The 18,603-nt window shown below is 44.2% G+C and carries 17 protein-coding genes and 1 pseudogene; 8 read left to right on the forward strand and 10 right to left on the reverse strand.

The annotated features are described in order from the left end of the window. Window positions 1-59: 59 nt before the first annotated feature. Both SCB77_RS02125 and SCB77_RS02130 read right to left on the reverse strand, forming a co-directional pair. Window positions 60-1,796 carry an erythromycin esterase family protein gene (locus tag SCB77_RS02125; RefSeq protein ID WP_320184780.1) on the reverse strand — a complete coding sequence of 579 codons (1,737 nt, stop codon included), beginning with the start codon at window positions 1,794-1,796 and terminating at the stop codon, window positions 60-62. 54 nt (window positions 1,797-1,850) lie between these two features. After that, entirely contained in the window at window positions 1,851-2,021 is a 171-nt protein-coding gene (locus tag SCB77_RS02130) for a hypothetical protein (protein ID WP_320184781.1), read from the reverse strand. A gap of 1,085 nt (window positions 2,022-3,106) precedes the next feature. Between SCB77_RS02130 and SCB77_RS23125 the strand changes: the two genes are divergently transcribed. Beyond that, a complete protein-coding gene (locus SCB77_RS23125) occupies window positions 3,107-3,688 on the forward strand; it encodes a DUF6944 family repetitive protein (protein ID WP_380935293.1) in 582 nt (193 codons plus the stop codon). A 39-nt stretch (window positions 3,689-3,727) separates the two neighbouring features. Here SCB77_RS23125 and SCB77_RS02135 read toward each other — a convergent pair. Then, window positions 3,728-4,926, reverse strand: a pseudogene (locus tag SCB77_RS02135) (IS256 family transposase). 283 nt (window positions 4,927-5,209) lie between these two features. Between SCB77_RS02135 and SCB77_RS02145 the strand changes: the two are divergent. Further along, window positions 5,210-5,698, forward strand: coding sequence for a GtrA family protein (locus tag SCB77_RS02145; RefSeq protein WP_320184783.1), 489 nt, complete (start codon window positions 5,210-5,212; stop codon window positions 5,696-5,698). A gap of 90 nt (window positions 5,699-5,788) precedes the next feature. Here SCB77_RS02145 and SCB77_RS02150 read toward each other — a convergent pair whose 3' ends face one another. Then, entirely contained in the window at window positions 5,789-5,956 is a 168-nt protein-coding gene (locus SCB77_RS02150; RefSeq protein WP_320184784.1) for a hypothetical protein, read from the reverse strand. A gap of 265 nt (window positions 5,957-6,221) precedes the next feature. Here SCB77_RS02150 and SCB77_RS02155 point away from each other — a divergent pair, with 265 nt between their 5' ends. Then, a complete protein-coding gene (locus SCB77_RS02155; protein WP_320184785.1) occupies window positions 6,222-6,746 on the forward strand; it encodes a YceI family protein in 525 nt (174 codons plus the stop codon). Between the two features lie 79 nt (window positions 6,747-6,825). Here SCB77_RS02155 and SCB77_RS02160 read toward each other — a convergent pair whose 3' ends face one another. The 4 genes from SCB77_RS02160 to SCB77_RS02175 all read right to left on the reverse strand — a co-directional run bounded on the left by SCB77_RS02160 (window position 6,826) and on the right by SCB77_RS02175 (window position 10,184). Beyond that, window positions 6,826-7,539, reverse strand: coding sequence for a pirin family protein (locus tag SCB77_RS02160; RefSeq protein WP_320184786.1), 714 nt, complete (start codon window positions 7,537-7,539; stop codon window positions 6,826-6,828). A gap of 83 nt (window positions 7,540-7,622) precedes the next feature. Further along, complete coding sequence (locus SCB77_RS02165) at window positions 7,623-8,525, reverse strand: aldo/keto reductase (protein WP_320184787.1); 903 nt, start codon at window positions 8,523-8,525, stop codon at window positions 7,623-7,625. Further along, window positions 8,512-9,192 carry an FKBP-type peptidyl-prolyl cis-trans isomerase gene (locus SCB77_RS02170; protein ID WP_320184788.1) on the reverse strand — a complete coding sequence of 227 codons (681 nt, stop codon included), beginning with the start codon at window positions 9,190-9,192 and terminating at the stop codon, window positions 8,512-8,514. The genes SCB77_RS02165 and SCB77_RS02170 overlap by 14 nt, the downstream gene beginning before the upstream one ends. 5 nt (window positions 9,193-9,197) lie before the next feature. Next, window positions 9,198-10,184 carry a glycosyltransferase family protein gene (locus tag SCB77_RS02175; protein ID WP_320184789.1) on the reverse strand — a complete coding sequence of 329 codons (987 nt, stop codon included), beginning with the start codon at window positions 10,182-10,184 and terminating at the stop codon, window positions 9,198-9,200. A 116-nt stretch (window positions 10,185-10,300) separates the two neighbouring features. On the opposite strand from SCB77_RS02175, the gene SCB77_RS02180 reads away from it, so the two are divergent. Beyond that, a complete protein-coding gene (locus tag SCB77_RS02180) occupies window positions 10,301-11,239 on the forward strand; it encodes a zinc dependent phospholipase C family protein (RefSeq protein ID WP_320184790.1) in 939 nt (312 codons plus the stop codon). 112 nt (window positions 11,240-11,351) lie between these two features. On the opposite strand, the gene SCB77_RS02185 is transcribed toward SCB77_RS02180, so the two are convergent. Both SCB77_RS02185 and SCB77_RS02190 read right to left on the reverse strand, forming a co-directional pair. Further along, the gene (locus tag SCB77_RS02185; protein WP_320184791.1) at window positions 11,352-14,993 is read right to left on the reverse strand and encodes an ABC transporter permease/M1 family aminopeptidase; all 3,642 of its coding nucleotides are present in this window, start codon (window positions 14,991-14,993) and stop codon (window positions 11,352-11,354) included. Continuing rightward, window positions 14,986-15,870 (reverse strand): ABC transporter ATP-binding protein, encoded by an 885-nt coding sequence (locus SCB77_RS02190; RefSeq protein ID WP_320184792.1) that lies wholly within the window; start codon window positions 15,868-15,870, stop codon window positions 14,986-14,988. Before SCB77_RS02190 ends, SCB77_RS02185 begins: the two co-directional genes overlap by 8 nt. 178 nt (window positions 15,871-16,048) lie before the next feature. On the opposite strand from SCB77_RS02190, the gene SCB77_RS02195 reads away from it, so the two are divergent. From SCB77_RS02195 to SCB77_RS02210, 4 genes are all read left to right on the forward strand, one after another. Then, entirely contained in the window at window positions 16,049-16,591 is a 543-nt protein-coding gene (locus SCB77_RS02195) for a hypothetical protein (protein WP_320184793.1), read from the forward strand. Between the two features lie 3 nt (window positions 16,592-16,594). After that, window positions 16,595-17,557, forward strand: coding sequence for a DUF4407 domain-containing protein (locus SCB77_RS02200; RefSeq protein WP_320184794.1), 963 nt, complete (start codon window positions 16,595-16,597; stop codon window positions 17,555-17,557). 44 nt (window positions 17,558-17,601) lie between these two features. Continuing rightward, complete coding sequence (locus tag SCB77_RS02205; protein WP_320184795.1) at window positions 17,602-17,895, forward strand: DUF4342 domain-containing protein; 294 nt, start codon at window positions 17,602-17,604, stop codon at window positions 17,893-17,895. A gap of 121 nt (window positions 17,896-18,016) precedes the next feature. Further along, the gene (locus SCB77_RS02210; RefSeq protein ID WP_320184796.1) at window positions 18,017-18,568 is read left to right on the forward strand and encodes an NADPH-dependent FMN reductase; all 552 of its coding nucleotides are present in this window, start codon (window positions 18,017-18,019) and stop codon (window positions 18,566-18,568) included. Window positions 18,569-18,603 lie beyond the last annotated feature (35 nt).

The following is an 18,603-nucleotide window of genomic DNA, read 5'->3' on the forward strand; positions in this document are numbered from 1 at the left end:
CATTTGTCTTGTAAAGTTGATAATAGTCGATCACAAATAGCTTTATCATTGAAATGCTTCTAGATTGATCCTTTTAAATATTTATAATATTGTCGCTCTTTATTTGCGAAAAATGTAATGTTGCCAATGCTTGGATATCTGACGAAATCCCGAAAAGCAACGCTCTTCCTAATGAAGAAAATAGCATCAAAGTTTTTCTTAAAAGAAGTGAATTCAAAGTTGGCTCTCTTGAAGCTATATCTGGCTATTGATAAGCTCAAAAATATATTATCTTTAATTTGAGATGTTGGATAAAGAAAACGTTCATAAGGTATTTTCAGGGCACTAAATGAAAAACTATTTGGAGATAGTTCACTAATGGAGTCGATGGTCACGGCATTCCTACTACAGCTATCTTGAACAAAATTTCCTGTGCCGAAAGAAAAATCAATTGCATAATAGCGCTCGCTCTTGGTTTTGTGTAGTAAACTCCCCAAAGTATTGATATATTCCCCTTTTCTAAATAAATCATTTTTTTGTAAGTGTTTAGAATGTGCTAACACGATCCAAAGCTCATCAGATTTATAAAATTGACTGTACAAATTACTTACTCGCTTAAACATATCCACGTCTCTGTTAAAATAAAAATTTTCATTAGGTTTAGAAAGACTATTATTGCCTAAGACGTGAACAAGTAAATCATATGTTTCATTTCCCAAACCTTCAAAAAGAGTTTTAGAATTAGATAAAAATGTATGTACTTTAAGAAGATTACCTTGACCAACTTCTTTCAACAATACCTCGGTTTGGTTTGGAGGTAGTAGGTTGGAGAAAATGTCCATCAACGCATAGCTGGGTAATGAAATAGAATTATCCAAGCCAACCAAATGTACTTTCCGTTTCGATTGAAGATTGAAATTTCGAATCCACTCGAATAATCTAAAATATGAGCTTGCGGCAGCAAAAATTTTATTATCCAGATAGTCCTTAACTAGTGTCGTATCATTAATATCTCCTTGAACAAATAGATCATACAACATGGTGTCATCAAATGGTAACTCCAATAACACAATTGAACATTTTCTCTGTTGAATAAATTGCTTCAGGACTTCAAATCTCTGCTCAGTTATACTTAAGCTACCATGAGAACATTCTCCTAAACCAATAATTTGTAACTCGTTGGTTATACCAGGTATGTTGTCTACTGTAAAGGTCTGCCAATCCTTGATCTGGACTGCGTGACTGATATTCAAGTCAGGTACACTTTTTTTAGGAGGAACTAAGACGAATTTTTGAAAATCACCTCTCTCATTATTTAGCTCTATTTCTGCTAAATGGATTTCCTGCTGAAGGTCAGTATTCCCTTCGTACCTGATCTCGATTTCAATGGCCTTTAAATCCACTGACCCAATTTCAAGCTCAATTGTAGACCATTCTTCCGTTCTCCTTAAAGATTTTTCTTTACTCAAAATCAATTGTTGACTTTTGTCAAATCCCGCAACTGAGAAAACAAGGTTACTATTGGAGTTGTTTTTTGCCTTTAATCTCAAACTGATCGGGTGCTTTGTTGATTTCAATAGAGTAATTTCTCTACTTAGCCTAAATGACATTTTTACAGGAGGACCAAAATTTTGAGCTCCGTTTTTTATGATTAAATATTCTGGCAATTTTTTTATACTACAATTGGATAGACTTTTTAACCAGTCCCAACTACAAGTATTAAATTTAGAGAAATCAAGATCATACACATTCTGTAAATTTTGACCATTCAACGATCCTCCAATTAACATAAAAACTAAAACAATAAATTTTTCCATAAGTTCCGATTAATAGGGAAAACTCAAAAGGAGTTTTCCCTAACATATTATCTTTTAATAACCGAATGTTCCGCGAATCGTCGAGTCAGTCTTAGCAATAGTGCCGGCTGTACCAGTCTGTGGATCATAGTAATAGTAATTCTTTGCACTCGCATTTCCAGTTAGCACCCTAACATGCCCTGAGAAACCATCATGTGTTAATACGATGGATTGATATCCGGACATGGACATACCATTTGAGCCATTTGGAGTATCTCCAGCACTGGTAAGTCACATTTGAGGTTCGAAACTCACAATGTCGCTCATTAATATTCCAGAAGCCTGCATCGAAACTGTATTTAAATGGGCATCGGCAAATTAACCTGATTGGCTAACTGACCATTCACCGAAGGCTGACAAGACATCGTTATAACTCTGCCCAGTATCAAATGCAATTGCATGAATCGCACAATCGTTTTGGGAACGAAGTCCCACAAAACCAGAGTATCCACCGCTACAGCTTGTTTGTTCTTGAGGAGAAAGTACTTCGTAACTTTACTCCAGTTCTTCAAAAGCAAGTTTTAGTTTTAATCTGCGGTTAGCCTTTGAATCATTTAATATTTTATATAATCATTAAATTATTTAATTTTTTTGATTTATTTTTAGGCTTAACTAGTACGATGATATACTTGTATCTTATGGTTATAATTTAAAAATTTTAGATTCTATATTATAAGAAATATAAGAGTATAATTGTTAATTTATCCTTCATTCATCTTATAATATTGAGACAAATGGAATGGTTGTAAGACAACGTAGTTATCAAAAAATGTAAATCTTATTCCAATATACGATTAACTTTACAATTTTTTAGCATATTTCATTTTTGCTTCTCCAAAATCTTTGCAAGAGCAAAGTAGCTATTCCGTAATAGTAAAATATAAACACATTCGCTATCAGGTAAATTTTTCGAAGCAGAAAAACTCTAGCGATACTGATATAGTATGGGATATTTCTTATTTACGTAGGATTTCATTACTACCCGAGCGTGAGAACTGACGCGAGTATTGCTAAAATAACACTTATTCAATCGGTCGCCATTTTTATATCATTTTTGATATGTTATTACCAACTATTTACAGTTCTCTAAAAAGAATAATAAACTAATAAGTTGTTCTATAGAAATCCCTTTCTCTCCGCTATATAACAGGGATCATACCGAACTCTTGGGAACGAAAAAGGATCCTTGACCAGCCAAAAGTAATCACTTGTCGGTCATAAGTAATCACTTGCCAGCCATAAGTGATTACTTGTCAGCCATAAGTAATCACTTGTCAGCCATAAGTAATCACTTGTCGGCCATAAGTAATCACTTGCCAGCCATAAGTGATCACTTGTCAGCCATAAGTAATCACTTGTCAGCCATAAGTAATCACTTGCCGGCCATAAGTAATCACTTGTCGGCCATAAGTAATCACTTGTCAGCCATAAGTAATCACTTGTCAGCCATAAGTGATCACTTGTCGGCCATAAGTAATCACTTGTCAGCCATAAGTGATCACTTGTCAGCCATAAGTAATCACTTGTCGGCCATAAGTGATCACTTGTCAGCCATAAGTAATCACTTGTCAGCCATAAGTAATCACTTGTCGGCCATAAGTAATCACTTGCCAGCCATAAGTAATCACTTGTCGGCCATAAGTAATCACTTGTCGGCCATAAGTAATCACTTGTCAGCCATAAGTAATCACTTGCCAGCCATAAGTAATCACTTGTCGGCCATAAGTAATCACTTGCCAGCCATAAGTAATCACTTGTCGGCCATAAGTGATCACTTGTCAGCCATAAGTAATCACTTGTCGGTCATAAGTAATCACTTGTCGGCCATAAGTAATCACTTGCCATCTGCTTAATCCCCTTTGGCAGTATCCCTTAAAGTGTGTAAAAGGGTTTTAGTTTTTCAAGATCCTTTCTTCAAATATAAGGCAAAATTGGCCGTACAACATTCCCCAGTTTTTTAGTGGTCTTGTCCATTGCCTTGTAGCATGTTGTATGGCCAGGAATACAGATTTAGTAATTGCTGCATCTGTTGGAAAGGACATCTTATTTAGTGTATATTTTCTGATTTGTCCATTTAGATTCTCTATCAGGTTAGTTGTGTATACGATTTTTCTTATTTCTAGAGGAAACCCTAGAAAGACTGTAAGATTCTCCCAATTGTTTTCCCAACCTTTCACGGCATAAGGGTATTTGTGCTTCCATTTATCTGAAAGGTGTTGCAAGGCAAGCCTTGCTGCCTGCTCATTTGGTGCATTATAAATCGGTTTCATATCCGCTGCGAAAAGCTTTCTATCTTTATAGGGCACAAATTTACAGGCATTTCTAACTTGGTGTACGACACATATCTGTGTTTGACATTGCGGGAACACGCTGATAATAGCTTCGGTGAACCCTTTGAGATTATCTGTGGCGGTAATCATCACATCCTCTACTCCGCGCGATTTCATATCGGTCAATACACCTAGCCAAAAGGATGCAGATTCGTTTTTCCCCAACCATAGTCCCATGATTTCTCGATGTCCGTCCGGACGTAGGCCAATAGCCAGATAAATGGTCTTATTGACCACCTTGGAGCCTTCCCTGACCTTGAAAACAATGCCGTCCATCCAGACCACTAGGTATATAGGCTCTAACGGTCGGTTCTGCCAGGCCACAATATCCTGGTTAACAGCATCGGTAATTCTGGAGATGGCAGTCGGGGATATCTTGATGTCGTAGATATCCAATATCTGGTTTTCAATATCTGTCGTGCTCATCCCTCGGGAATACAGGGAAATAACCACTTTCTCTATCCCCTCAAGCATGTTGTGTCTCTTGGTTACAATGATCGGGTCAAATGAAGCATCACGGTCTCGGGGAACCTTGATCTCCGACTCCCCAAACTTGGACTTGATCGTCTTTTTTGTAGCCCGTTCCGGAAATTGGGGTTGTCCGATTTCTCGTTTTTCTGATAATCCAAGTGACCATCGAGCTCGGCTTCTAAAAGCTTCTCGATACCACGCGTTTGAAGCTCGCCTAAAAAACTGAACAATTCCTCTCCATTGCTGAACTGGCTCAATAAATCATCGGTAATGTATTTCTCTTTTTCCATTTTTTATCTATCTACAAAGTATGAATTTTTAGCATAGTTAGGAAACTTGAAAAAACAGCAATTACACACTTATAGGGATGGGGCCCAACTTCGCGGCAAGCAAATTGACGTAACATGAACAAGATATAGAAAGACCCGATCCGCCAGTAAGCACAGTTACATTCCTTCCAAACACCAGTACACCGAACCGTAGCATATCGTATTACTGGCGCTATGCCAACCGAGAAGCACTAAATTTCCTAAAAAAAGACTACTTTTAGCCTTCATCAAAAAGCCCACGCTATTGAAACTACCGTTTGCCCATTTCATAACATCATTTACCGATAAGCTCTCTCCTAATTCAACACGGCGCAACAATAAGTTAGAAGGTTTGAAATACCTCTTTTGGGGTGGATTTAATGTACTGCTAAGCTGGATACTATACTTCGTGACCTATCATTATATCATTTCGAAAAATAACGTGGAGATACTACCCTTTTTAACCATTAGTGGCCATATTTTTTCTTTCCTGCTGTCTTTCGTCATCACCTTTTTCACCGGTTTTGTATTCAACAATTTCTTGGTCTTCAACAGCGCCAAAAGCGAACCCATCTATAAAAAGCTGTTCCGCTATTTCCTAGCCAATATGGGATCACTTCTGATCAACTACGTACTACTCAAAATATTTGTTGAATATTTCATGTTCTATCCCACGCCCTCACAAATATTGTGCACCTTCATCATCACGATCTATAGCTTTCTCATGCAAAAGAAGTTCACCTTCCGCAAATGAGCAAATCGCGCAAAAAGATAGACCGCGCTACTGCGGTAAATAGTAAAAACGATAGATCAAAAACTTAATAAAAGGGCCGAAAGTAATGTCTTACCCCTCATCAGCAGCCTGCATGCGCCTCAATATGCGCATCACATACAGAAGAAGCAGAAAAAACACCACCGTTAGCGCTCCCAAAACCGGTAGGCTGTCTGTATTTACGTTCCATGTTGCGACGAACAGGACGATTGTCATAAGTAAAAGAATAATAGGTTTCATAATTTGTGTATAGCTTGCACAATGATATGCATTAAATATAAGATCGTCAAAAAAAAAATAAAAAAATATTAAATCCAGATTATTGTAAAAAAGATGTGATCTAGCCTACACAATTAATCTACATAACAGTATATTAGTCAAACAAATGTAGGCGCGAACAAAGAACATTATTTTTTTTCTTATCGTACATCAATGGTTGAACATATTTTATGCATGAAATTTGATTCATCAATAATAAAAAAAAGAACAAAAAATATAAAAGATTATGGCAACATGGAATTTAGACAAGGCTCACAGCGAGCTCGAGTTCAAAGTTAAACACATGATGATATCCAATGTAAAAGGACAGTTTCAGGACTTCAATGTAACGGTAGATACAGATTCGGCCGACCTATCTGATGCCCAAGTTACTGTTGAAATAAAGACCAATTCTATCACGACGAAAAATGAGCCGCGCGACCAGCATTTGAAAAGTGACGAGTTCTTCAATTCGTCTACCTACCCTGATATTACCTTTACCTCGAAGGAAATCACCAAGGTGGATGATGATGAATTTACCCTGCACGGCGATCTAACGATCAAAGGCGTGACCAAGCCGGCTGTATTCACCGCAGAGTTTGGCGGTTTGGCAAAAGATCCTTGGGGTAACAAAAAAGCTGGATATACTGTTTCTGGAAAGATAAATCGTCAAGATTTTGGATTGACCTGGAATGCCGCGCTGGAAACGGGAGGTGTGATGGTCAGCGAAGAGGTACGCTTCCACGCCGATGTACAGTTTGTATTGGCGTAGTTTAAAGAAGTCCATTTCATACAAAAAGCCTAGCAGATGAACGCATCTGCTAGGCTTTTTGTATAGTTACGATAACCTACTAGGCCATCGCCACTTCCATCAACAGAAACTCCGCATCGCTTGTGGCTTTGATGCGCACCTGCTGCGTATCGGTAATGCCGAGTCCATCTCTGTCAGAAACTGTCTTCCCGTCCACTTCTATCGTTCCACTTAGGTTGAACACATATAAACCCGTATCTGTCCCTTTAAAGCTATAAACCTGCTCTTGCCCTGCTTCGAAATGCGCCAAGCTAAACCAAGCATCCTGATGTAGCCAAAGCCCCTCGTCATTTGGCGACGGCGAAATGACCTGTTGTATTTTATTAAACCTATCCTTGGCGTCCAAGGTAAGCTGATCATAGCGCGGTGCCACATTAGACTCGTTGGGCGTCACCCAAATCTGCAAAAAGCGAACCTCCTGATCTTTGTTTTTATTGTATTCACTGTGCGTAATGCCCGATCCGGCACTCATCACCTGCACATCGCCATGGCGGATCACCTCCACGTTGCCCATGCTATCTTTATGCTCCAGATCGCCCAGCAAGGGGATGGAAATAATCTCCATATTGTGATGCGGATGCGCCCCAAAGCCCATCCCTGCCGCCACCTGATCGTCGTTCAACACGCGCAAGGTACCGAAGTTCATCCGCTCGGGATCGTAATAGTTGGCGAAGCTAAACGTGTGTTTGGAACGGAGCCATCCGTGATCGGCATGTCCGCGGCTCGCGGCCGCATGAAATACATAATTTGCCATAAGTAAACCTTTCTATTATTATCTACCCCACAAAGATGCGACAAAGGCATCACGTAGGCATTGATATAGGATAATGAAATAGCCTACAAGTGATCCGTATACTGCAGGCGCCGCAAACCGCGCGTTAAGTCGGCTAATACTGCCGGCGAGAGCTGCGCAAGATTACGGCTAGCCTCGCGCAAATCACGCAGCTGCGCGAGCGTGCGCACACCTACCGCCGCCACATCGGCCACCTCTTGGCTCAGCACATAGGAAAGCAGTACCTGCGACATAGACATGCCCAGCTCTTGGGCCACACGTTCCACATTGCGCTTGGCGTGCCCCACCTCGCTAGAGGTCAGCTGCAGATACTTCTCCAACGGCTTATCGATTAACAAGCCCTGCGTCAGCGCACCACGGCTGATCAAGCCTATACCATTTTTCTGTAACAATGGAAAAACATCTTCTGGCCGCCGATCGAGCAGGCTGTACTGCATCATCACACTCACGATATTGGATTTCTCGGTATAGGCACGGATCACATTCGGGCGGATAGAGGATAAACCATAGTAGCGAATTTTTCCCGCTTTTACCAATTCCTCAAAAGCCTCGATGATCTCATCGATCGGATCGTCGATGGTGCCGCCGTGCAGCTGGTAAAGGTCTATGCAAGAAGTATGCAGGCGCGATAGCGAAGCCTCCACCGTTTTGATGATATAAGGCTTAGACGCCTTCCAGTCCCAAGTGGTACCATCCGAGCGCCATTGGTTGCCTACTTTCGTGGCAATAACCACTTTGTCGCGCACCGAACGAAGCGCATGTCCAACAAGCTCTTCATTCATGCCTCGTTCATACAGATCGGCCGTATCAAAGTAATTGATACCCGCATCCACAGCCTCCAGCAAGATCTCCGTATTGAGCTTTGTCGTGCCGCCCTTCAGCGACATGCCGCCGATACCGATCGGCGACACCGCTAACGCGGATTTGCCTAATTTAGTTAACTGCATTCGCATCCTTTATCCCCAGCAACTCAATCTCAAACACCAATGCGCTGTATGGCGGAATATCGCCACCGGCACCACGCTCGCCATAGCCCAGCTCTGAGGGGATGTATAGCCTGTACTTAGCACCTACAGACATCAACGGAATCCCCAACTGCCAGCCCCTTATTACGCGATCCAATCCTAAATCTATCGGCTCTCCGCGGTCATAAGAGCTGTCAAACACCTTACCATTGGCCAATGCGCCTTTGTAGTGCACCGTTACCTCGTCGGTAGCCGTCGGCTTGGCGCCGCTACCTTCCTTCAACACCTCATAGTAGAGGCCGTCGCTGAGGTGCTGTACACCCGCCTTATTTTTTATGCTTTCAAAAAAAGTAGTTTCTTCTTTTTTCATGAGGCTCGCTTTCTCTTCCGCTGCTTTTGCAAAAGCAGCTTTGATAATGCGGATCCCTTCCTCCTGCCCGATCAATCTGCCGGCACCCTGCACGCCATCGTTCAAGCCTTTTAAAAAGCTCTCCGGGCTAATACTCACCCCATTGCTCGCCAACGACGAACCCACATCAATACCCAATGCGTAAGACACCGAGTCGCTAGCCGATTTCAAATCCTGTGCACGTCCCGTTACAGCCTGTGTCAAGGCCAATGCCAATACGCAATATCCAATCTTCTTCATGTTTTTTACTTATGTTTTTCTACAATTTTCGTCACGATCGCCCGCGTTTCATCGGGGTAATCGACACTTACTTTATTTTTACTATTTAACCAAGCCTCAATGGCATATTCATACTTTCGTTTTAAACTATTGATCACCGGCACCCCCATCTGTTCCAAGGCAGCAGCATTCAGATGCTGCTCATATTGGTTCTTCATGGGCACCACCAGCAGCTTCTTATTCAGGTAGAGCGCTTCCGCCGGCGTCTCAAAGCCCGCTCCACACAAAACGCCCGACGCATTGGCCATGCTCTTAATGAAGCTGTCGCTCTGAATGGGGTTGATGGTCACGTTCTTCAACGTAAACTGCTTCTTGTTGTGCTTCGAATACACGTCCCATTGCACATCCGGAAATTTCGACAGATGCTTCAACAGATGCGCATCGTCATAGGAAGGCAGATACACCGTGTAATGGCCCAAATCTTTAGGTTCCAGCTCGCGGATAGATTGCCGGATGACCGGTGTGAAAACATTCTTGCTATAAGCCTTAAAATGAAAACCATAGGAGGTGCTTGTTGGCGCATAGTTTTTCATGATAAACTTGCCCAGCATATCCTTTTCATCGGGCTTTGGACTGGCCGCATCCAAGGCACCAATTTGGTGGCTCAGGCCGACGCAGGGCACATCCCGCGTTTGGCAGGCCCAAGCCGAGATAGGCTCGAAGTCGTTGATCACCAAATCATACTGCTCCACCGGAAGCTGGTTGATCTCCTGCACAAACTTGCGCACCGTGGAGCTCATAAAAGTGCGCCACAAGTCCACGCCACCCGACTTACCGAAAATAAAGCTTAAGCCATGCAAACGATACTTCACCTCAAAAGGCAATTGAATATCGGCCTGTATACCACTCACCAGCACATCGACCTCGCCCAAATCCCGTAGTATGGGAATAATGTCCAAGGCCCGGCACAAATGCCCGTTTCCTGTACCCTGAACCGCGTAGAGTATTTTCATAACTGCTCTTTTTTCTCTGCCCCAAAGTACAAATTTTATGCCTAAAACCGATGTAACAAAAGGCGCTATTTTAGTAGATTTTTGCGTAGATTTATGGGAACTAATGTAAACCAATTATGTCTAGAAGATTATGCCTGCTCAGCGCTCCTTTGGCCCTATTGCTCTCCTCTTGGGGATTCTTTGCCCACAAGCTCATCAACCAACATGCCGTGCATACGCTCCCTGCCGAGCTTTCCGTTTTTTACAAGAAGCACATACAGCTCATTACCGAGAAAGCCGTCGATCCGGATAAAAGATGCTATATAGACACGCTGGAATCACCGCGTCATTTTATCGATATAGACGATTACGATCAAGGGCAGATAGACTCCATCCCCATACATTGGTCGCAAGCCAAAGAAAAATACCAAGAGCGGCAGCTGCGCGCCCATGGCATCATCCCCTGGCAGATACAGCTCACCTACCAAAAGCTTGTTAAAGCATTCCGCGACAAGGAACTGCAGGATATTATCCGCCATTCGGCAGATCTAGGTCACTACCTCGCCGATGCCCATGTGCCCCTACATACCACAAGCAACTACAACGGTCAATATACCGGACAGATCGGCATCCATGCCTTTTGGGAGAGCCGCATTCCAGAAATGTTTGCCAAGCGCTACAACCTTTTGGTGGGCAAAGCCACCTATATCAAAAGCCCGCTGGACACCGCTTGGCTCATCGTGAAAGAAAGCCACGAACGGGTAGCGGATGTACTCGCTATCGAGCGGCAGCTGGCACGCGAATTTCCCAAAGATCGGCAGCGCGGCTATATAAAGCGCAACAATATCTTAGTAGGCACCTACTCCGATGCGTACACGGAAAAATACCACGAGCGGATGCAAGGTATGGTAGAGCAACGGATGCGCGCATCCATACGCCGCATCGGTTCGTTTTGGTTTTCAGCATGGGTAGATGCCGGGCAGCCTACACTCGATATCAAACGAAAAATGAACGCTTCCAAAGATACGCTGGGAACCTCGAACGGGAAGATTTTAGGTCGTGATGAATGGCATTGACCGCATGAGGCGCTGAGCGAAAGTAAAGAATAAAAAAGCGGACGATTATACGTCCGCTTTAAGTCTGCGTGTTAATGACACTATTTAACCTTCTCCATCCGGCCTACATCGTTTAAAGTGTTTTCCGGTTATCGTCGGAATTGGTATCGATCAACTTATTATACGGGTCGACGCCCACCTCTTTGGGCAGCTCCGAAACGATCAACGAAACCTTGTTGTTGATCTTCGTCACTTTGTGCCTTGCCAGATAGATCTCGTTATCGACCTCCGCCTTGCCTTCTTTTTTAGGCTCGCCAAACACCGCGATATCGACATAATCCTGCAGCGGTAACGACTGGAATTCCTTCTTGCCCACCTGCTCTTTCAGCGCCTGTCCTTTCACATCCTCATAAGAACGTTTGCCCTTATCGTCTGTGCGGTATTTCTGCACCTTAAAGGTAATATCCACTTGGTATTTCCCCTCCGACAACTTCTTGTACGTCGCCGCCTCCACATCGTTATCATAAACGGTGATCGTCTCATACATATCTTTAATCAGGTACTGCAAAGAGTCTGGCGTATGTTGTTTGAGCAAATCTACAAACTCCAAAGAAGTCGTGTAAGGCGCTTCTTGGAAGGCAACACGCGAAACATAGTCCTTCAAGAAGTTATTGAATTTATCTTCGCCCATAAAATCACTCATGGCATACATCACCACAGCTCCTTTATTGTAGTGTATATACTGCTGGTTCTCGGTTAGCGTCAACGGATTTTCCTTAAACGGCTCGTTACCGCGACCGGTAAGGTAGCTATCCAGTGATTCCTTCAAGAATTTACGCATCTGAAAATGACCGTAGGTTTTCTCCAACACCTTCAAAGAGCTGTATTCCGCCATAGACTCCGATAGCATCGTCGAGCCTTTGACATTGGCACCAATCACCTGGTGAGCCCACCATTGATGAGCCAGCTCATGGGAGATCACGCTGTAGGGATAGTCCACCGCGTTAGGGTTTTCATCGTCCACATGGGCGATAAACCCGATACCTTCCGAAAACGGAACCGTATTGGCAAAGGCCTGTGCAAAGGTGCCATGTGTCACCGGAAATTCGATGATGCGCATCTGGTTAAACTGATACGGGCTGAACGAACCAGCATAGTAATCCAACGACTTCTTCATGGAAGCCATCATCCGATCCAAGTTGTACTCGTGTCCCGGATGGTAGTAAATCTCTAGATTAATATTCTTCCAACGCTCTTTTTTCACTTCGTAGCGCGCACTGATAAACGCGTAGAAGTTGAGCATCTTTTGATCCATTTTGTAATGGAAATAACGGCGATCGCCCTCCTTCCATTCCTTTTGGAGAATACCGGGCGCAATAGCGATCTGGTCGGCATCCGTGCTCACCACCGTCTCAAAGCGTATCCAGTCGGAATCGTTGGCAATGTACGTATTCTGCCGCGCCTGCATGTCCGTAGGCTCAGCCATCCGATCGCGGTTAGGCAGTCCATATTTCTTGCGCACATCATTGTCCACAAGCTCTACCGCATCTTGGTAGCCAATGCTCGGAAAGGAACTATTGCTAAAAAAGGTACCGTTCTCCAAAATAGCAGAGCGATCAAATAAGAAATTATTCGGCTTATTCTTGACACGCGAAAATAGCTGCACGCTATCGCCGGGAGCCAACGGACGATCCAATTTGTAGATATCAAATTCGGCCACGCTATCCTTCAAAACCAGCTTCGCACCGGCCACATGCATAGAGTCCACCAAGTCATTGTAATTGATAAAAATCGAATCAATAGCCACCGACGTTTTATTCTTCAATACATAGTTCACCTTGGCCACAAAATCCCGTTTTGAGGGGTAGATATCCATCTGCACATAAGCCTGCACAATCCGTGGCTGCGCCTTGCCTTGATACTTTTTATATTTCTTCTCATAGTCCACCTGCTCCTGTTCCTGCTGCTTGGCCGACACATAGCGATCCACGATATTTTTCTCCCGGTAGATGGCAAATCCCAAGCATACGAATAGTACCAGCGCTGCCAGCATAGGGACATAGATAACCGCCGTTCCTCGGCTTTTTGCCGTTGCCCAACGATCCTTCACACTCGAGATAATACCACGGCGCCAAAACAACTGCGTGATACCAGTTAGGAACAACGCAAATAAAAGCCAATACACCTTGTACCAAATATAGTGACGTACATCGCCATAGCCATCCATATCGGAATAGCTGTAGCGCGGCCCTTGGTTGAATTTAAAAATAGACTGCTCAAGCCCCACTTTAGACAACATCGGCATCACCATAACAATCACCAAGCATACAAAAAAGCCGATATAATAGTTCTTGAAAAAGGCATGTATGAACAGTGCAAACAAGATCAACAGCACATAGTTAAGCATATCCAGCACGAACAGCTCGTAGAGGTAATGCCCTACCTCTACCTGAAAATAACCCTGCGACAATTGATATCCGATACCGGTCAACATACTGATAAACAGCACGAGGCAGGTAATCTTGATCATGGCGAGAAACTTCGAAAAGAATAAAGCCCAATTGGGAATCGCTGTTGCATCAACCAGCAGATTCATCCGCGCCAAGCTGGAGCGCTGCACCAACAGTCCCGAGAAAAGGTAAATAATCAAGGTGAGGAAGAAACTGTAAATACTCCCCGTGTTGCGCAGCATCATCCAGGTTACGGGATAGGTTTCCGTTCCATAGAGCTGCCCCGCCGAGGAGGTCATCACGGCTACCATCAACACCGCAAAGATCATCATGATAATGAAAACCCAGTTTTTGATGATATACTTAAAATCGTGTTGCGATAGGTTCCAAGCCGTTTTCAGGTAGGCGAAAAACGAATAGTTCAATTTCACCGCCGGCAGGTTGACCAACATGATACTACCAAAATTGTTTTTGGTGACACGCTTCGGCGCTTTAGCTTTGCCCAGTTGCACACCCGCATAGGAGAAGCTAAACGTGCAGTAGACCAAAGCCAATACCAGCAGCCCAAGTCCGCCCCATATCAACCTGTTGTACAGGATGGCACCGCGGAAAGGAATATTGTTTACATTCTGCTCGTCAATGGTCCAGTACTTCGTTTCGTAGCGCATGGCGTCAAAACCAAAGGGATCGATCAGCGAAGCCAGAAACTCATTATCCATATTGCTGCGCAGCTGCCCCAAAAAAGCATCCAGCACAAACAGAAAGATGATAAATATAAAGCCGATGTAGATATTCCGCGTGTAGGTAACCAAGGCAAAGACAATGGCACCAAACAAGATCAAGTTGGGAATAACGAAATAAAAATAGGCCTGTAAAAACGACCAAGGGTGGTTAGGCCCTAGCAAATCGGGATTTACATTGGGAAGCAACTGCGCCGCTAAAAAGCCCAGCGTCGTCATGCAGACAATAAGCACCGTGATACAGAGGGAGCTGAGAAACTTAGCCGACAGGTACGATGTTTTATCCAAGGAATAGGAATAGAGTACATGATGCACACCATAACGGAAATCACGGTAGATCGAGGCACCTACAATCGTTGGAAGAACAAAATATACAAAGATCGACAGCGCATTCAACATGCCGCTCACGCTCATCGGCGAGTTGGCATACACCGGACTGGAGGTCGTTGCCGTAGCCTGATCGAGCACGCCCAAGCTGCTTCCCATCGTGAATAGCGCAAACACAAAAAAGAGGACGCCATAAATGTAGAACGCCGGATTCTTAAACCAACGTTTTAGCTCAAAGGTGAAAATAGCACTAAACATGTAGAGCTTCCTGTTTGAGGTTTACGAAATAAACATCTTCCAGCACCGGTTTGGCCTCGCGTACGGAATCATCGGGCTTCACATCGTGGTACAGGCGTATGTTCAAGGAGTTATCTGGGTTATAATTCGAAGAAATAACATTGTAGCGTTTGCTCTCCGCCTCAAAGTCCACCCGATCGATCGTCTTGGTCCATATTTTACCGGCCAACATATCCTGTCCCTGCTGCGCCGTACCGCGATACAACAATCGACCACCATTAAGGATGGCCAGCTCGTGGCACAGCTCGCGTACATCATCCACAATATGCGTCGAGAAGATAACCGTATTGTCCGTACCGATCTCGCGCAACACATTCAGAAAACGCTGCCGCTCTGCAGGATCCAGCCCCGCGGTGGGCTCATCCACAATGATCAGCTGCGGGCGGTTTAGCAGCAGCTGCGCAATACCGAAACGCTGTTTCATACCTCCCGAGTAACCGCTCACACTTTTATCACGCACATCATACAGGTTGGTGATCTCCAACACCTCTTGAATCATTTTCTTCCGATCACTTTTCCCCGTGATGCCTTTTAGCTGTGCAAAATAGTTCAACAGCTCTTCGGCCGATATATTGGGATACACGCCAAACTCCTGCGGCAGATAGCCCAGCACTTTGCGCAAACTCATTTTATCTTTCAGCACATCGATATCGCGAAAACGGATGGCACCGGCATCCGGCTGTTGCAAGGTCGCAATCGTCCGCATCAGCGACGACTTCCCGGCTCCATTCGGGCCCAATAGACCAAACATGCCCTTCCCTATCTCAAGGTTGATATTATCGAGCGCCTTCACGCCATTCTTATACGTTTTCGTTAATTCGGTTATCTGTAAACTCATCGGCTATAGTTTTATTATTTTCTACATTAGTAGCCCCATCGGCGATTTTGTTACAGGGTTTTCCATATTTTTTCACCGACGTTCTTCGGGCTTTCGCCTAATTTTTACCTCCACTTACCTAAAATAGCTATCAGAAATACCTTACAGCAAGTTACTTTGCAAAAAACAAGCAATAACGATGGGATGGTTTTCAAAATTTAATAAAAAGGAATTACCGGCAGCGCCGGTAGAGCCCATAGCACTGACGCCCGAGAGTACATCGGTACCTAAAGTGGAACACAGCCAACTGAACGGCGCCTCGGTGCACGATAATCAAGGTATATTTTTGATCTATGCCTACCTGCAGCAAGATTTCGAGGGTCGCGGCTTTAACGATGCCTTGATCAGCCCCGACGAAGGCTACAAAAACGATAACCTCCGCCTGATAAAATATGACTTGGAAATCCTGATCCATCAAGTAAAGACCTACCATGAGTCCTTGATGAAAGACATTGAATTTCATATACATTCCCGCGGACGCGCCGGACTGGTAGATCTGGTAGACGAGCTCAAGATCAAGCAGACCGACCTGCAGGCGCATATTGCCAAGGTTGCCGCCTTTGAAAATTCATTGGAAACGGATGCCGGACTATGCGAACGTGCCGTACTGGCTTACAAACGTGGTTTTATGAAAGGGATGGCCTCCATCACGCAAGCCTATCTATTAAACAAAAAATTCTAGCACATGAAAGACTGGTGGTTAAAATTCGGCTGCTTCCTAACGGGATTTAATTACAATCTCGTTAAAAATTCCAGTGAGCAGTCCTCAAAAAACGTCAAAAAATACACCTCGGCCATGCTGCTAATCACTTTGGTCTGGTTTTTCATCGGCTATAGCTTCGCCACGCGCTATCTACACTTCGGCATGATAGGCGGACTCGCTGGTGCCCTGTTGATGTGTTTTGTCATTATACAGATCGAGCGCATCATTATCCTATCGACCAAGGTAAGTGCTTGGTCCAGTGGTTTCCGTATCCTGCTGGCCGTGGTGATGTCTATCCTAGGTGCTTTTATTATGGATCAAATAACCTTTAAGGACGACATCGAACTCCGCAAGGCACAGGTGATGGATCAACGGGTAAAACTGGCCGTGAAGCAATCCGAGGACGATCTGCAAAAACAGATAGCCGGCCTCGACAGCATGATCGCATCGGCTACAAAGAAGTACGACGCCGTAAGTCTGGACCTCAAAAAGAACCCAGTCATTGTGACCACCTACACCAATAAAAGTGTAACGAAGGACAACACCGGGAAGGAACTCAACAGCACGCAGTCTACCAATCGTTCGGTGATGGAGAACCCCAAGAAAATAGAAATGGAGCAGCTCCACAAGCAGATCGAAACGCTACAGACCAAGAAATTTGAGCTAGCAGCCTCCATTACCACCATTAAAGAACGTAAGGAAAAAGAACTGAAGGCCGCCACCGGATTTCTCGACGAACTTACCCTCTTGCACGACGTGGTAACGTCCTCAAAAATTGGTATATTCGTTTATCTGCTGTTTATGTTGTTCTTCTTGGCCATCGAACTGTTCGTATTGGTAATGAAGCTAACGGATCGCGAGTCAGACTACGATAAGCTGCTGCAGCACCAAACAACTATCCGGATGCAGATGTTGGAAAAGCTACAGCTTCCGGAAACAAGGTAACCATCTAATTGTTATATTATTAAACGTATTAAAATAGAATCACTATGTCAATTAAAGAAACATTTTTCGTCAATGGCGAGAACCTCCTAAAAAAGATCAAAGAAATTATTGCCGAAGGGAATGTGACCAAGATCAGCATATCCGACAAATCAGGCAAAGAGTTAATGAGCTTCCCGGTTACCATCGGCGTGGTAGGCGTGGTATTTGCGCCCATCTTCGCGGCCATCGGTGCCTTGGCAGCTTTACTAACCGAGTGCAAGATCACCGTAGAAAAGCAAAAGGATGATACTCCTCCACCTGCCGACAAGCAAGAAGGAACCATCATCGAAGTAAAATAACCCCTAAAGAAACAAGGCCGGAGGAGCTGGACAAGCTCCTCCGGCCTTCTATTGCGCCAACCCATTTAAAACCTTCCTGCCCCTATCGTTGTTCCCTTTGAAAATAAGAAAGGAAAAAATCATGGCAGAAAAAAAAATAGGCATACTTGTCGGATCGTTACGAAAAGAATCATTCAGTAAAAAAACAGCACATTTCCTCATAAAAAATGCACCTGCTGGCTATCAACTCGAGCTTATCGAGATCGGTCAACTGCCGATCTACAACCAAGATTTTGATGAGGAAGGCAGCCCTGCGGAATACAAACCCTTCCGCGATAAAATTAAAACCTTGGATGCCGTCATCTTCATCACCCCAGAGTACAATAGATCGGTACCCGGCGTGCTGAAAAATGCGCTTGATGTCGCTTCGCGCCCTTACGGCGAAAGCAGCTGGGATGGCAAGCCCGCGCTGGTCGTCTCGACTTCCATCAGCAATATCAGCGGCTTTGGCGCAAACCATCATCTTCGCCAATCGCTGGTGTTTCTCAACATGCCCACGCTACAACAGCCTGAGGTTTACATCGCCAATATCCAAAACCTATTTGACGACAACGGTAAGCTGACGAATGCCGAATCTGCCAAATTCTTAAACGATGTACTCGCCGCATTCCTTGCCTTTGCCGATAAATTTTAAGCGGCAACTTTTCTAAGGGCGGTGGCCTTAAATTA

The organism is Sphingobacterium bambusae, from assembly GCF_033955345.1.
GTDB classification, from domain to species: domain Bacteria; phylum Bacteroidota; class Bacteroidia; order Sphingobacteriales; family Sphingobacteriaceae; genus Sphingobacterium; species Sphingobacterium bambusae.

Excerpts from the sequence above, each read along its gene's own strand:
- SCB77_RS02125 (WP_320184780.1), bottom strand. The coding sequence starts at position 1,796 with ATGGAAAAATTTATTGTTTTAGTTTTTATGTTAATTGGAGGATCGTTG.
- SCB77_RS02130 (WP_320184781.1), bottom strand. The coding sequence starts at position 2,021 with ATGTCCGGATATCAATCCATCGTATTAACACATGATGGTTTCTCAGGG.
- SCB77_RS02150 (WP_320184784.1), bottom strand. The coding sequence starts at position 5,956 with ATGAAACCTATTATTCTTTTACTTATGACAATCGTCCTGTTCGTCGCA.
- SCB77_RS02155 (WP_320184785.1), top strand. The coding sequence starts at position 6,222 with ATGGCAACATGGAATTTAGACAAGGCTCACAGCGAGCTCGAGTTCAAA.
- SCB77_RS02160 (WP_320184786.1), bottom strand. The coding sequence starts at position 7,539 with ATGGCAAATTATGTATTTCATGCGGCCGCGAGCCGCGGACATGCCGAT.
- SCB77_RS02165 (WP_320184787.1), bottom strand. The coding sequence starts at position 8,525 with ATGCAGTTAACTAAATTAGGCAAATCCGCGTTAGCGGTGTCGCCGATC.
- SCB77_RS02170 (WP_320184788.1), bottom strand. The coding sequence starts at position 9,192 with ATGAAGAAGATTGGATATTGCGTATTGGCATTGGCCTTGACACAGGCT.
- SCB77_RS02175 (WP_320184789.1), bottom strand. The coding sequence starts at position 10,184 with ATGAAAATACTCTACGCGGTTCAGGGTACAGGAAACGGGCATTTGTGC.
- SCB77_RS02180 (WP_320184790.1), top strand. The coding sequence starts at position 10,301 with ATGTCTAGAAGATTATGCCTGCTCAGCGCTCCTTTGGCCCTATTGCTC.
- SCB77_RS02185 (WP_320184791.1), bottom strand. The coding sequence starts at position 14,993 with ATGTTTAGTGCTATTTTCACCTTTGAGCTAAAACGTTGGTTTAAGAAT.
- SCB77_RS02190 (WP_320184792.1), bottom strand. The coding sequence starts at position 15,870 with ATGAGTTTACAGATAACCGAATTAACGAAAACGTATAAGAATGGCGTG.
- SCB77_RS02195 (WP_320184793.1), top strand. The coding sequence starts at position 16,049 with ATGGGATGGTTTTCAAAATTTAATAAAAAGGAATTACCGGCAGCGCCG.
- SCB77_RS02200 (WP_320184794.1), top strand. The coding sequence starts at position 16,595 with ATGAAAGACTGGTGGTTAAAATTCGGCTGCTTCCTAACGGGATTTAAT.
- SCB77_RS02205 (WP_320184795.1), top strand. The coding sequence starts at position 17,602 with ATGTCAATTAAAGAAACATTTTTCGTCAATGGCGAGAACCTCCTAAAA.
- SCB77_RS02210 (WP_320184796.1), top strand. The coding sequence starts at position 18,017 with ATGGCAGAAAAAAAAATAGGCATACTTGTCGGATCGTTACGAAAAGAA.